Origin of the sequence: Nocardia xishanensis NBRC 101358 (genome assembly GCF_001613365.1) — a bacterium.
GTDB lineage: Bacteria > Actinomycetota > Actinomycetes > Mycobacteriales > Mycobacteriaceae > Nocardia > Nocardia xishanensis.
The window spans coordinates 1-12715 of the sequence record NZ_BDCF01000091.1 but is presented as its reverse complement, the minus strand read 5'-3'; the positions used below and the strand labels follow the sequence as shown (position 1 = coordinate 12715).

The following is a 12715-nucleotide window of genomic DNA, read 5'->3' as shown; positions in this document are numbered from 1 at the left end:
GAGCCCGCTCCCGCGCCGATGCCCGTCCCGGCACCGCCGGCCCCGCCCGCCCCGCCGGTGTACGAGAACAACCTGGACGGCTGGATCCGTCAGGCCCTCGACATCATGGCCGCCCACAACATCCCCGGCACCTACGAGGGCATCCACCGCAACATCATCCGCGAGTCGAGCGGTAACCCCCAGGCCATCAACCTGTGGGACTCCAACGCCGCCATGGGCATCCCGTCCAAGGGCCTGCTCCAGGTCATCGACCCGACCTTCGCGGCCTACCACGTGGAAGGCACCGCGTTCGACGTCTGGGACCCGGTGGCCAACATCGTCGCGGCCTGCAACTACGCCGCGCACCGCTACGGCAGCATGGACAACGTGAACAGCGCGTACTGATCCGGCTCCAGCCACTCGAACGCCCCGCCTCCGGCCACGACGACCGGGTGCGGGGCGTTCGTCGTAGGATGCCCGCGTGGCCGATTACGCGCACTCCGACGCGTCGGTCAGCCGCAGGGCCGAGAAGGCCCGCCGCTTGGCCGTCTACCTGTGGGACCGCGATGTCAGCGGCGCCGAACTGCTCGACATGCCCGCGGCCATCCGCCGCAAGCTGGCCCGCGCCGCCGAAACGAACCCGCCGAGCACCGACGAGACCTGGCTGGCCGTCGCCCGCCTGCTCGACGAGAAGAACGCGTGGGCCGCGCGTAACCCCGGCCACCCCGCGGCGCGGCGCTCGTACGTCGAGGAGAAACTGCTGTGGGTGAAGCCCCCGATCACACCGTGGTCGTAGCGGTCAGATCGCGAGATCGGTGACGCGCTGCGCGGAGGCGCTGACCTTGTCCGACAGCGACCGCAGCGCACCCGCCTCCGCGTCGGTCATCGCATCGATGAACACACGGCGGACCAGTTCCACGTGATTGGGCGCGGCATGCTCGAGCGCGGTGCGGCCAGCGGCCGTCAGCTCGACGACGATCCCGCGCGCGTCCTCCTCGGACGGCCGCCGCTCGACAAGCCCGCGCGCCGCCATTCTGGCCAGATGCTTGGACAGCCTGCTCTTCTCCCAGCACACCTCCGCCGCGAGTTCCTTGGCGCGCAGGCGTCCCTCCGGCGCGGCGGAGAGCGGGACGAGCAACTCGTAGTCGGCCAGCGAGAGTCCGTCGCGGGCCAGCCCGGCCATGATCGCCGCGTCCATCCGCTGGCGCAGCCGGATGTAGGCCTGCCAGGTCTCCTGCTCGTCGTCGCTCAGCCATCGCACCACGGGAATGATCCTAATCCCCCTTTGGTTGACATGGACACCAACCGGCCGATACCGGCCATCCGCACAGGAGGTGCTTCCCATGCCCGCCATCGCCGTCGACAACATCCTGGTGCTGCCGCGCCTGCCACGCCCCGACGAGACCATGCGCGAGCGGCCGGTCCGGCAGGTCGTCACCGCGCAGAAGCAGCGCGAGGGCGCGGGCTTCGAGGTGACCCGCCCGTTCCCCAGCATTGACCTGCGAACCGCCGACCCGTTCATCCTGCTCGACCAGATGGGCCCGGTGACCTACGAACCGCACGAGGCCAAGGGCGCCCCCTGGCATCCGCACCGCGGCTTCGAGACCGTCACCTACATGCTCGACGGCACCATGGTCCACCACGACTCGAACGGCGGCGGCGGTGTCATCAGCGAGGGCGACACCCAGTGGATGACCGCGGGCTCCGGCATCCTGCACGACGAGGTGCCGCCGGAAGAGCTCGTGGTCACCGGCGGGCTGTTCCACGGCGTGCAGCTGTGGGTGAACCTGCCGCGGACGATGAAGTTCGCCGCGCCGCGCTACCAGGATCTGCGCGGCAGCGAACTGACCTTGGCCAGCTCGCACGACGGCGGCGCCCTGGTGCGGCTGATCGCCGGCGAGATCGGCGGATTCGCCGGTCCCGGTTCGACTTACACGCCGATCGCTTACGCACACGCGTCGATCGCCCCGGGCGGCCGTTTGGAAACGCCTTGGCCGCAGCGGTTCTCGGCGATGGTCTACGTGCTCGCCGGTAACGGGACGACCGGCGCCGAACGCAGGCCGATCCGGGCGGGTCAGCTCGCGGTGTTCGGGCCGGGCGATTCGATTTCTGTCGAGGCGGATTCGAAGCAGCACGGACACGAGGGCGATCTCGAGGTGCTGTTGCTCGGCGGGCAACCGATCAAGGAACCCGTTGTTCAGTACGGCCCCTTCGTCATGAACAGCCGCGCGGAGATCATCCAAGCCATCGAGGACTTCCAGTCCGGACGCATGGGCAACATTCCGGCGGAACACCTCTCCGGCACCCGTCCGGCGAGCTGAGCCAGGCAGCCCTATAGCCCCTAATGGCCCTAATTCGGGTGCCGCGCGGTTGACAAACGGGGCGGCCCCTCGCAACAGTGGGTGCGGCGTCGCTCGTCAAGGCGCCACATCCACCGCAGAACACAGAGGAATACATGAACGTTCGCCGGCTTACCGTCAGCGCCGCCGTCGCTGGACTGACCATCCTCGCGGCGCCCGCCGCCCTGGCCGCCCCGACCGGTTCCGCCGGAACCGGCTCCTCCGCCATCGATACCGGTTCCGCCGCGACCGGTTCGGCCGGCGTCTCCCAGACCGGCTCGGCCGGTGGCGCCTTCGCCAACTGCGACGACGCCCGCGCGGCGGGTCGCGCACCGATCTTCCGCGGCGAGCCGGGCTACGGCCCGCACCTGGATCCCGACGGCGACGGATTCGCCTGCCCGACGGTCTGATACCGCCGATAGACCAAAACACCCGGTGTGGCCGTGCCACACCGGGTGTTTTCGCTTGCCGGGAAACTCAGCGGAAGAGCTTCACGAGCACCAGGCCGACGATCACCGCGCCCGCGCCGATCAGGCTGTACTTGACCTTGGGTTCGTTCAGCTTGGCGACGACCAGGCTCTTGGTGTCGTCCGCGATCCGCTGCGGATCGGCGCGCACGGCGATCTCGTCGAGAGTGCTCGCCAGCCGGGCGCGGGCAGCCTCGATCTCCCGCTCGATCCGCTCGGTGTCCTTCGCCACGTATGTCCTCCTGTCGATTGATGGGCCGCCGGGCGCGAACTCGGGCCGGGGACGTCGTTCCCAAGGGCCGTTCGCGAGTCACCAGGGCTCGCGGACGAGTGTATCCGCCCGCTCGCAGGCCGTTCGGTTACCGTGCAGGACGTGACCAACCAACGACTCTCCCCCGGCGATACCGCCCCCGCGTTCACGCTGCCCGACTCCGACGGCAAAGAGATCTCGCTCGCCGACTACCGCGGCCGCAAGGTGATCGTCTACTTCTACCCCGCCGCGAGCACGCCCGGCTGCACCAAGCAGGCCTGCGATTTCCGCGACAACCTCGCCGAACTGAACGAGGCGGGCATCGACGTCCTCGGCGTCTCCCCTGACAAGCCCGCCAAGCTGGCGAAGTTCCGCGACGCGGAGGGGCTGACCTTCCCGCTGCTGTCCGATCCGGAGCGCGCGGTGCTCACCGCGTGGGGCGCCTTCGGCGAGAAGACGATGTACGGCAAGACCGTCACCGGCGTCATCCGCTCCACCTTCCTGGTGGACGAGCAGGGCAAGATCGAGGTCGCGCAGTACAACGTGCGCGCCACCGGTCACGTCGCGAAGCTGCGCCGCGACCTGTCGGTGTAAGCGAACCATGTGCCAGCGCGCCTCGCGCACGCCGGAGCCGAGCGCCAGCGAGGCGCAAGCGTGAGTGGGCCTCAGCGCTGGAAGGAGCGGATGAGGGTCTCGTAACCGTCCAGCATCCGCGCCAGGCCGAACTCGAAATCACCCTTCTCCCAATCGATGTCGTCCTGGTCGAAGGCTCGGTTGGTGAGGGCGGACACGATCGCGGGAAAGCGCTGCGGATCGAGCACTCGCCGCAGGACCGCGGTGAAGTCCTCCTCACCGTCGGCCCCACCGGCCATGTCCCTGGCCGCCCACCGCCTGCCGATGACGTAGAGCGACAGGTTCATCACCAATTGCAACCGCACGGGCTCGGGCACCGGGGTCTCGGCGAGCGTGGCCAGTCCAGCCTCCAACCAGGCCATATTGTTCGGGCCCATCGGCGGCGCCTCGAGCGGGATGTCCAGCCACCACGGGTGCCGTCCGATCACCTCGAACTCGCTGCGCGCCCAGAACTCCAGCGCCGACCGCCACGGCGTGCCGGGCGGGATGTGCGGTGGTTCGCCGACCACGCGATCGAGCAGCAGTTCGACCAATGTGCTCTTGCTGTCGACGTACCGATACAGCGACATGGCGGTGAAGCCGAGCTGCTTGGCGACCCGGTTCATCGACAGCGCCGCGTAGCCCTCCGCGTCGGCCACCTCGATCGCCGCCTCGAGGATCTGATCCAGCGTCAGCCCGCGCTTGGGACCGCGCCCACCCGGCTGATCGAGCCGCCACAACAGTTCCACCGACTTCGGTAGCGCCGCGTCGTCTGACGTCGTCATCTGCGCTTCAGCCTCCTTCGCTCGCCTCGACTCTAGGCGTACCTGCGCCTCCCTCCGGTTATGCGCGTCTATCGACGGACTCCGTCCGGTAGTGCCCTCGTGCGTACTCCACCTTCGTTCCGACCGTGCGACCACTCACGCTCTCTTGCGCCCTGGAACTGTTTAGCCTATAAACTCAGTTTATTCGATAAACAGTTTTGGATCGGAGATCCTATGTCCCCCGAACCACTCCCCGCCCTCGCGGTACACCGGCTCGGCAAGTCCTTCGGCGCGCACGCCGCGCTCATCGAGGTCGATCTGGAAGTCGCTGCGGGAACAGTCTTCTCGCTGCTCGGACCGAACGGCGCAGGCAAGACCACCCTGGTGCGCATCCTCGCCACGTTGAGCAAGCCGGACCGCGGGGAGGTGCGCGTCTTCGGGCACGATTCGGCGCGCGAACCCGACGCCGTCCGCAGGCTGATCGGCGTCACCGGTCAGTACGCCGCCGTCGACGGCGTGCTGACCGGCACCGAGAACCTGCGGCTCACCGGCAAGCTGCTGCACCTGGGCGGGGCCGAGACGCGCCGCCGCACCGCCGCCCTGCTGGAACGGTTCGACCTGGTCGACGCGGCCGATCGGGCGGTCGGCTCCTACTCCGGCGGCATGCGCAGGCGCCTGGATCTCGCCATGAGCCTGATGGGCGAACCGCGCATCGTCTTCCTCGACGAACCGACCACCGGTCTCGACCCGCGGAGCCGCCGCGACTTGTGGTCGATCATCAGGGAACTCGCCGCCGACGGCGCGACCATCTTCCTCACCACCCAATATCTGGAGGAGGCCGATCAGCTCGCGGACCGCATCGCTGTGCTCGACGGCGGACGCATCGTCGCCGAAGGCACGCCCGAGGAACTCAAGCGCCTCGCCCCCGGCGGCCACATCCTGCTCCGTTTCGCCGACCGGCACCTGCTGGCGTCCGCCGCCCGCGCTGTCGACGAGCACTCTCTCCCAGCCGTGGCCTGCCAGGTGGATCCGGAGCAGCTGACCCTCCAGGTGCCTTCCGACGGCAGCGCCGCCGAGGTCAAGCGCCTGCTGGATCGCTTCGCCGACTTGGACATCGCCGTCGAGCGGCTGACCGTGCACACCCCCGACCTCGATGACGTCTTCTTCGCGTTGACCGGCCACCAGAGCCGCACCGAATCGGCCGCATGAGAAACGAGACCACGCTCATGACCACCCCCTCCCCCGCCCTGCGCGCGCTGCGCACCGTCCAGGACTCCGGCGCCATGCTGGACCGCAACCTGCGGCACACACTGCGCAGCCCAGACACCATGATCATGACGATCGCGCTGCCGGTCGTGATCCTGCTGATGTTCGTCTACGTCTTCGGCGGCGCCATGAACGTCGGGCCCGGCGCCTACATCGACTACGTTGTGCCCGGAATCATCCTGCTGTGCGCGGGTTTCGGCGCCGCCACCACCGCGGTCAGCATCTCCACCGATCTCGCGGAGGGCATCGTCGACCGGTTCCGCACCATGGCCATCGCGCGGTCGGCGGTGCTCACCGGGCATGTGGCGGAAAGCCTCATCCGCAACCTGATCACCACGGGTCTGGTCATCGTGGTCGCGATCGCGCTCGGCTTTCGCCCCACCGCCGAACCGCTGCGCTGGCTCGCCGCGCTCGGCGTGATCGCCATGTTCGTGCTCGCGCTCTCCTGGCTGGCGGCGGCCCTCGGTTTGATCGCGCGAAACCCCGAGGCAGCCAACGGTTTCACCTTCTCCTTCATGTTCCTGCCCTACGTGAGCAGCGCGTTCGTGCCTACCGCCTCGATGCCGAGCTGGCTGCACGCGTTCGCCGAGAACCAGCCGGTGACACCGGTCATCGAGACCGTTCGCGGCCTGCTGATGGGAACCCCCATCGGCGACAGCGCACTGCTCGCGGTGCTGTGGTGCGCGGGGATCGCCGTGGTCGGCTACCTGGCGGCGAGCGCACTCTTCCGACGCCGCACCCGCATCTGAGCACGAACGAGAGGCCCGGCGCTACCGCGGCGCCGGGCCTCTCGTGCTTTCCGACCTTCGCTCAGGCCTGCGTGATCTGCTGCGACGCCCACTGCGCGAGCAGGCGCACGTGGTTGTCCCACCACTGATAGAACTCCGCGGTGAAAGGCGCGGGCGGTGGCGCCTCGCCGGGGAACAACATCGCTTCGTTGGGCGCTCCCACCTTGGTCGACGGAACGCCGGTGCCGGGAAGAACCGGCTCGGCGGCGGGGTCGGACTCGAGCGCCGCTTCGTACTCCTCCAGCGTCAAGGGGCCGAAGCGACCGCCGCCCCAGTGCTGCACCACTTGCTGCGACGCGGCAGTCAGGTCGAAAACCTGCGGATCCGAGACCGCGACGTGATCCTGGGGCGCGCCGTCAGGGTGGAACTGCCCCGGCTGCACCGAGGAATCGACGGTCATCCCACGGGAGGATCCGGTGTCGAGGACCACGCGCGCGTCGGCGGTGTTCCGCGCGTCGGCCGCGGCCGACCGCATGGAGTTGTTCACGGCGTACACACCGCCGACGACCAGACCGGCCGCCACCACGCCGGCCGTCACGACCACCGCGGGCGTGCTCCGGCGGCCGCGCGTCTCCTCGATGGTGTCCACCAGTTCCGGTACGTCGTCCATGGCGAACATCGCGGCGCCGAGGGCCGCGGCCGACGACGCGATCCGGCAGGGCAGCACGGGCGCGCCGAAGCGGTCGACGGCCTCGCGCACGACCGGCGCGTCGGCGGCGGAACCGATCAGCACCACCGCGTCCGGCCGGACGGCCGCCGCCTCGAACTGGTCCCACGCCGCCATCACCGCGACGCCGAGCGACTCCTCGCTCACGGAGCCGGTCTGGGCTATCGCCGCCAGCACCCGATCGCGATCGCGATCGACCAGCGTGAACGCCTGGTGACCCTGCACCACCTCACAGACGAGCAGATCGTCGAACTCACGGAGCCAGGTCATCGCCCCGGCCGCGCTGAGGTGCGCGGATTTCGCCGAGAGCAGCGACGCGGTGCGCCACGGACCGGACGCGAGCTGGGTCACGATGGCCCTGCGCTCGGCGGCGTCACGGTAGGCGACCGCGGTGCCGACGATCTCCAGTTCCGGTCCGATCTCCGCGGCGACTTCGTCCATCACGGTCTCGACCGCCGCCGCCACGTGCGCCTTGGTGTCGCCTTGCGTCTTCGCCACTCGGTGGACCAGCACGCGGTCGAGCAACTTCTCGCCGGCGTCGGCGAGCGCTACCGCGTGCACAGCGCCACGTTCGGTGGAAACGCCGACAGTTACCACAGATCGAGCTACCACAGATACGCCCTCCCAGTGACTTTCCGGAACGGATGGGACGCCCGGCGGACGCATCCGGACCGGGTCCGTCCTCAGCCCGCGCACGGCCGTAGCGAAGGCGGAGGTGCGCCGAGGTGGGCGAACACCCTTGGCAAAACGTGCCTGCGGATGCACGCACGCTCGGTTAGTGTTCGCGGCCACAGCCGATACGGATGGGTGGTGAAATGTGACAGACCTGAACACGCAGACCAAGTGCGCGTGTCGCGGGTGTGTCGGTACCGCTAGCCTGGATACGTGGAAGTAAACACGGAGGCCAGGGCGAAGCCGTCGAAGCGACACCTGGACCCCGCGTTGGAATTGCAGGACGATCCGCAAGAGCTGATGCCGCGCAAGCGGCCCACTCAGGAACGCAGTAAGCGCAAGTTCGACGCGCTGCTCCAGGCCTCCCGCGAGCTGCTGGTCGAGGTCGGTTTCGAATCGTTCACCTGTGAAGAGGTCGCGGCCAGGGCCGAGGTGCCGATCGGCACGCTGTACCAGTTCTTCGCCAACAAGTACGTGATCGTCTGTGAGCTGAATCGCCAAGATCTGGTTGCCGTTTCCCAGGAACTGGCCGACTTCCACGGCGAGGTGCCCTCGCTGGACTGGCTGCGGCACATGAACCAGTTCGTCGACCACCTGGCCAACCTGTGGATGACCGACCCGTCCCGGCGCGAGGTGTGGCTGGCCATGCAGTCGACGCCATCCACCCGGGCCACCGGCGCGATCCACGAGAAGCAGTTCGCCGAGGTCGTCTCGCAGATGCTGCGTCCGCTCACCCCGCGCACGCCGCGGGTGCGGCGCACCATGATGGCCGAGGTCTTGGTGCACGTCGTGTACTCGATGCTCAATTTCTCGGTGCAGGACGAGCAATCGCACGCCGAGGCCGTCGCCGAGCTCAAGCGGCTGATGGTCGCGTATCTGCTTGTGGCGGAGAAGGAATCGCGCACCGCGAGCCAGCGCTGACGGCCGACCACCCGGCTCTCACCCGGCAGTCTCGCGCCCCTCGATCAGATCGGCGAGTTCGCCCGGATCCTCCAGCACCACCATCGCCGCCGCCGTGTCGCCGTCGTGGGTCAACGACAGATGCACCCTTGCCCTCGGCAGGAATTCGGCCGCGAGACCGTGCAATTTGATGCTCGGCCTTCCCCATGCGTCGTTGACCACCTCGATCAGCGGGTACGGGTTGTCGCCGATCTGCGGGCGCCGGGCGAATCGCGACGACGCCCACGCCTTGAGCACCGCCTCCTTCGCCGCCCAGCGCGCGGCGAAACTGCGCGCGGGATCGGTGCCTTTGCTCTGGCAGTAGCGCCGCTCACCCGCGGTGAAACTCTCCCTGAGCATGGTGGTTCCGGACCGCTCGAGCTGTTCGGCGAACTCGGAGATGGTCACCAAGTCCAAGCCGATCCCCAGGATGGTCAATGCGTCGCAGCTCCTCAACCCTCGTGGAGTGCGGCCGCCGACGCGACCGCACTCCGCTCACCGGCTCCGGCGTACCGGCCGGACCCAGGCCGCCCGCACCGGACGGCCTGAGTGAAGGGTAGTGGCCGAAGTCACCGATCCAAAGATCCGTCACCATCGAGTTGCCCGACGATGACCGCGCCAGCGCCGCAACCGAATCCGTCCGCGCGGTAGGCGCCGTCCGCGCCGAGGCGGGCCTGCGGCGAGAGCAGCATGTCCGCCTCCAGCTGGCGAATCTTCTTGGCGGGCGTGCCTTCTCCGCCGAGCCGTCGATCCGCAGGGCGCTCGTACAGCGGGGCACCGCCACACATCGCCTCGACCATCCGCTGCCGTCCGGCCAGCTGCCGCTGCTCGGCCCTGCGCTGGTACTCCTCGCGCCGCACCGGCTCGATCGCCCGCAGGAACGCCTGCGGGTGCACCACCGCGAGCAGGCCGGAGACGTGCCCGAAGCCGAGCGAGGTCACCAGACCCGCCTTGAGCGGGAACCGGTCGCCGAAGCGCAGCGGCTCGCGCGGCCACACCAGGTGCGGGTAGGCCTGCATCTTCTCGTCGACGCAGTCCAGGCTCCGGTTCGGCGGCACCACACCGGTTTCCAGCATCTGGCACAGGCCGATCAGCTGGAACGCGGCCGCGCCGCCCTTGGCGTGTCCGGTCAGGCTCTTCTGCGAGACGACGAACAGCGGAGCGCCCTCCGAACGGCCGATCGCCGTGGCCAGCCGCTCGTGCAGCTCGGACTCGTTCGGATCGTTGGCCGCGGTGGAGGTGTCGTGCTTGGACACCACCGCGATCTCGTCCGGCGTGACGCCGAGCTTGCGCAGCTCCGCGGCGAACCGGGACTCGCGCCCGCCGCGACCGGCGCCGAGCGCGCCGAGGCCGGGCGCCGGGATCGAGGTGTGCACGCCGTCGGCGAAGGACTGCGCGTAGGCAACGACGCCGAGTACCGGGAGGCCCATCTCCACCGCCACGTCACCGCGGGCCAGCAGCACCGTGCCGCCGCCCTGCGATTCCACGAAGCCGCCGCGACGGCGGTCGTTGGCGCGGGAGAAGTACCGATCGCTGATGCCCTTGGCGCTCATGGCCGCCGAGTCCGCGGTGGCCGACATGTCACCGAAGCCGACGATGCCCTCGATGCCCAGATCGTCGAAGCCGCCTGCCACGACCACCTCGGCCTTGCCGAGCCGGATCTTGTCGACGCCCTCCTCGACGGACACCGCCGCCGTGGCGCAGGCCGCCACCGGATGCACCATCGCGCCGTAGCTGCCCACGTAGGACTGCACCACGTGCGCGAGGGCCACGTTCGGCAGCGCCTCCTGCAGGATGTCGTTCGGCCGCGACTCACCGAGCAGGTTGTCGACGTAGAGCGAGCGCATCGAGGACATGCCGCCCATGCCGGTGCCCTGGGTGTTGGCCACCAGCGAGGGGTGCACCCAGCTCATCAGCTCGGCCGGGCTGAACCCGGAGCCGACGAACGCGTCCACCGTGCAGACGATGTTCCACAGCGCGACCCGGTCCACCGAGGCGGCCATGTCGGCGGAGAGGCCCCAGATGGTGGGATCCCAGCCCGTGGGGATCTGGCCGCCGACGGTGCGCGAGAGCTTGGCCTTGCGCGGCACCCGAATCTCGGTGCCCGCCTTACGGGTCACCGTCCAGTCACCGGACTCCGGCACCGGCGCGATGACGGTGTGTTCCGGGTCGGCGGTGTGGAAGGCGCGCGCCTCGGCCTCGCCGCCGACCGTGAACGACAGATCCTGGTCGAGGAAGACCGAGGTCATCAGCGGCGCGGTGTTGTCGAGCATGGCGCCGTCGTCCTCGTAGCGGCGGATGCCGCAGCGCGCGACCACGGCGTCGTGGTAGCGCTCGGCCAGCTCCGATTCCGGGACGAAATCGCCGGATTCGGCGTCGTACCAGCCCGGCTTGGGATCGTTCTCCCAGGTGACAAGCCCGGTGGTCCAGGCGAGTTCCAGCACGCCCGCGGCGGAGAGCTCGTCGGAGACCTCCATCTCGAAGCGGGTGCGCGAGGAACCGTACGGGCCGAGCTCGGCCGCGCCGACGATGACGACCATGTCGGCGAGATCGGCGGTGACGTCACCCCATTCGGGCACCGGAAGCGCCGAGGTCATGGTCGGCGGTGCAGGCAGCGCCGGAATGGTCGCCGCCGCCGCGGTTTCCTCGGTCTCGTCCGCTTCGCGCTCGGCGGCCTCCTTGGCCAGCGCGGGCAGATCCAGCTTGGCCCTTGCCAATCCACCGGTCAGGTCGATCTGCTGCGGACCGGTGGCGGTCACCTGGCGCGCTCGCGAGGTGCACCACTTGAGCAGCTCGTCGGCCATCTCTGTGGTGGACCAGGTCTGCACGCCCGCCTTCTCGACGGCCTCGACCATCGGGTCGTTGTGGCCCATCAGGCCGGTGCCGCGCACCCAGCCGATCAGCGCGTGCACCAGGGTGACCCGCGTCGACCAGGACTTCTCGGCCCGCCACTTCGCGACGACCGCGTCGAGCGCGGCCTTCGACTCGCCGTAGGCGCCGTCGCCGCCGAACAGGCCGCGGTTCGGCGAACCGGGCAGCACCACATGCAGTTTCGCGTCCACGTCGTGGTCGGCGCCGAGCTTGGACAGCCCGCCGATGAGCCGCTCCACCGACCAGAGCAGCACGCGCATCTCCATTTCGGCGCGCGCGCCGGCGTCGGCGAGATCGCCCGCCACCCGCGGCGCCGCGAACGGCAGCAGCAGGGTCGGGGTCATGGCGTCCTTGATCTTGACCTTCGCGCCGCCCACAGTGTCGACCTGCTCGCTGCCGACCCAGTCGATCAGCGCGTCGACGTCCTGGTAGGAGGCCATGTTGGCGGGCACGACCCACAGGGCGGCGCCGTGCCTGGCGTGCTCGCGGTAGAGCTTCTTGTAGAAGGCGATCCTGGAGTCGCCGAGGCTCGAGGTCGTGACGATGACGGTCGCGCCGCCCGCGAGCAGGCGTCCGGTCGCCGCTGCGGCGATGGAACCCTTGCTCGCGCCGGTGATCACCGCGATGTCGCCGGACCACAGACCCGGCTCGTCACCGCCGCGCGCGGCCTCCGCGATGCGCTCGTACAGGCCGGCCAGCACCGAGCGTGCCTCGTGCTTTGCCTGCTCGCGCCACCAATCGGCCTGCGCGGCAACGGCTTCGCCCGCGCCGAGGAAGCCGTCGACCGATGCGTCGGCCGTGACGTCGTCCAGCAGCCACAGCCGCGCCAGGTCCTCGCGGGCGGTAGCCCAGCGGTCGTCGATCAGCACCGCCTTGCGGCCGTCGAACGCGGGGGCGACCAAACGCGGCCAGTCCGAACCCAATTCGGCCGAGACCAGGTCGACCAGCGTGTCTTCGGTGGTCTCCGGCGCGGACACCTGCTCGGCGAGTCCGAGCTGCTCCAGGATCACCCTGGCCGCCGAGGCGAGCACGCCGTCGCGGCCGGTGATCTGCTCGGTGAACTCGCCGAGCGCCGCCGCGTCGACCGTGGCGCCGCCACCA

At 69.5% G+C, this 12715-nt stretch carries 14 protein-coding genes; 8 read left to right on the top strand and 6 right to left on the bottom strand.

From position 1 onward, the window contains the following. On the top strand, positions 1-384 hold a 384-nt coding region (locus NX1_RS34210; RefSeq protein ID WP_157120376.1), incomplete at its 5' end, for a transglycosylase SLT domain-containing protein. A gap of 76 nt (positions 385-460) precedes the next feature. Next, a complete protein-coding gene (locus tag NX1_RS34205) occupies positions 461-775 on the top strand; it encodes a hypothetical protein (protein ID WP_068069095.1) in 315 nt (104 codons plus the stop codon). 3 nt (positions 776-778) lie between these two features. On the opposite strand, the gene NX1_RS34200 is transcribed toward NX1_RS34205, so the two are convergent. Further along, positions 779-1243: a MarR family winged helix-turn-helix transcriptional regulator gene (locus tag NX1_RS34200; protein WP_068069092.1), complete on the bottom strand. Its 465-nt coding sequence runs from the start codon at positions 1241-1243 to the stop codon at positions 779-781. A 79-nt stretch (positions 1244-1322) separates the two neighbouring features. Here NX1_RS34200 and NX1_RS34195 point away from each other — a divergent pair, with 79 nt between their 5' ends. After that, on the top strand, positions 1323-2300 hold the full coding sequence (locus tag NX1_RS34195) for a pirin family protein (protein WP_068069089.1): 978 nt from the start codon (positions 1323-1325) through the stop codon (positions 2298-2300). 134 nt (positions 2301-2434) lie between these two features. Beyond that, the gene (locus NX1_RS34190; protein ID WP_068069119.1) at positions 2435-2728 is read left to right on the top strand and encodes an excalibur calcium-binding domain-containing protein; all 294 of its coding nucleotides are present in this window, start codon (positions 2435-2437) and stop codon (positions 2726-2728) included. A gap of 67 nt (positions 2729-2795) precedes the next feature. On the opposite strand, the gene NX1_RS34185 is transcribed toward NX1_RS34190, so the two are convergent. Beyond that, positions 2796-3017: a DUF3618 domain-containing protein gene (locus NX1_RS34185; RefSeq protein WP_068069083.1), complete on the bottom strand. Its 222-nt coding sequence runs from the start codon at positions 3015-3017 to the stop codon at positions 2796-2798. A gap of 141 nt (positions 3018-3158) precedes the next feature. On the opposite strand from NX1_RS34185, the gene bcp reads away from it, so the two are divergent. Next, positions 3159-3629 carry a thioredoxin-dependent thiol peroxidase gene (gene bcp / locus NX1_RS34180; RefSeq protein WP_068069115.1) on the top strand — a complete coding sequence of 157 codons (471 nt, stop codon included), beginning with the start codon at positions 3159-3161 and terminating at the stop codon, positions 3627-3629. A gap of 71 nt (positions 3630-3700) precedes the next feature. Here bcp and NX1_RS34175 read toward each other — a convergent pair whose 3' ends face one another. Beyond that, on the bottom strand, positions 3701-4432 hold the full coding sequence (locus NX1_RS34175; protein ID WP_068069080.1) for a TetR/AcrR family transcriptional regulator: 732 nt from the start codon (positions 4430-4432) through the stop codon (positions 3701-3703). A gap of 213 nt (positions 4433-4645) precedes the next feature. Between NX1_RS34175 and NX1_RS34170 the strand changes: the two genes are divergently transcribed. Together NX1_RS34170 and NX1_RS34165 are read left to right on the top strand one after the other, a co-directional pair. After that, on the top strand, positions 4646-5620 hold the full coding sequence (locus NX1_RS34170; protein ID WP_068069077.1) for an ATP-binding cassette domain-containing protein: 975 nt from the start codon (positions 4646-4648) through the stop codon (positions 5618-5620). Between the two features lie 17 nt (positions 5621-5637). Beyond that, complete coding sequence (locus NX1_RS34165) at positions 5638-6426, top strand: ABC transporter permease (RefSeq protein WP_068069101.1); 789 nt, start codon at positions 5638-5640, stop codon at positions 6424-6426. A 61-nt stretch (positions 6427-6487) separates the two neighbouring features. Here the strand turns inward: NX1_RS34165 and NX1_RS34160 are convergent, their stop codons facing one another. Beyond that, positions 6488-7693: a hypothetical protein gene (locus NX1_RS34160; protein ID WP_068069074.1), complete on the bottom strand. Its 1206-nt coding sequence runs from the start codon at positions 7691-7693 to the stop codon at positions 6488-6490. Positions 7694-8104: 411 nt separating this feature from the next. Between NX1_RS34160 and NX1_RS34155 the strand changes: the two genes are divergently transcribed. Beyond that, entirely contained in the window at positions 8105-8725 is a 621-nt protein-coding gene (locus tag NX1_RS34155) for a TetR/AcrR family transcriptional regulator (RefSeq protein WP_245668890.1), read from the top strand. Positions 8726-8743: 18 nt separating this feature from the next. Here the strand turns inward: NX1_RS34155 and acpS are convergent, their stop codons facing one another. Both acpS and NX1_RS34145 read right to left on the bottom strand, forming a co-directional pair. After that, positions 8744-9181, bottom strand: a complete 438-nt coding sequence (acpS, locus tag NX1_RS34150) for a holo-ACP synthase AcpS (RefSeq protein ID WP_068069071.1) — start codon at positions 9179-9181, stop codon at positions 8744-8746. Positions 9182-9312: 131 nt separating this feature from the next. Further along, on the bottom strand, positions 9313-12715 hold a 3403-nt coding region (locus NX1_RS34145), incomplete at its 5' end, for a beta-ketoacyl synthase N-terminal-like domain-containing protein (RefSeq protein ID WP_281217550.1).

Coding starts and splice junctions, on each gene's coding strand:
- NX1_RS34195 (WP_068069089.1), top strand. CDS start 1,323: ATGCCCGCCATCGCCGTCGACAACATCCTGGTGCTGCCGCGCCTGCCA.
- NX1_RS34190 (WP_068069119.1), top strand. CDS start 2,435: ATGAACGTTCGCCGGCTTACCGTCAGCGCCGCCGTCGCTGGACTGACC.
- NX1_RS34175 (WP_068069080.1), bottom strand. CDS start 4,432: ATGACGACGTCAGACGACGCGGCGCTACCGAAGTCGGTGGAACTGTTG.
- NX1_RS34170 (WP_068069077.1), top strand. CDS start 4,646: ATGTCCCCCGAACCACTCCCCGCCCTCGCGGTACACCGGCTCGGCAAG.
- NX1_RS34165 (WP_068069101.1), top strand. CDS start 5,638: ATGACCACCCCCTCCCCCGCCCTGCGCGCGCTGCGCACCGTCCAGGAC.
- NX1_RS34155 (WP_245668890.1), top strand. CDS start 8,105: ATGCCGCGCAAGCGGCCCACTCAGGAACGCAGTAAGCGCAAGTTCGAC.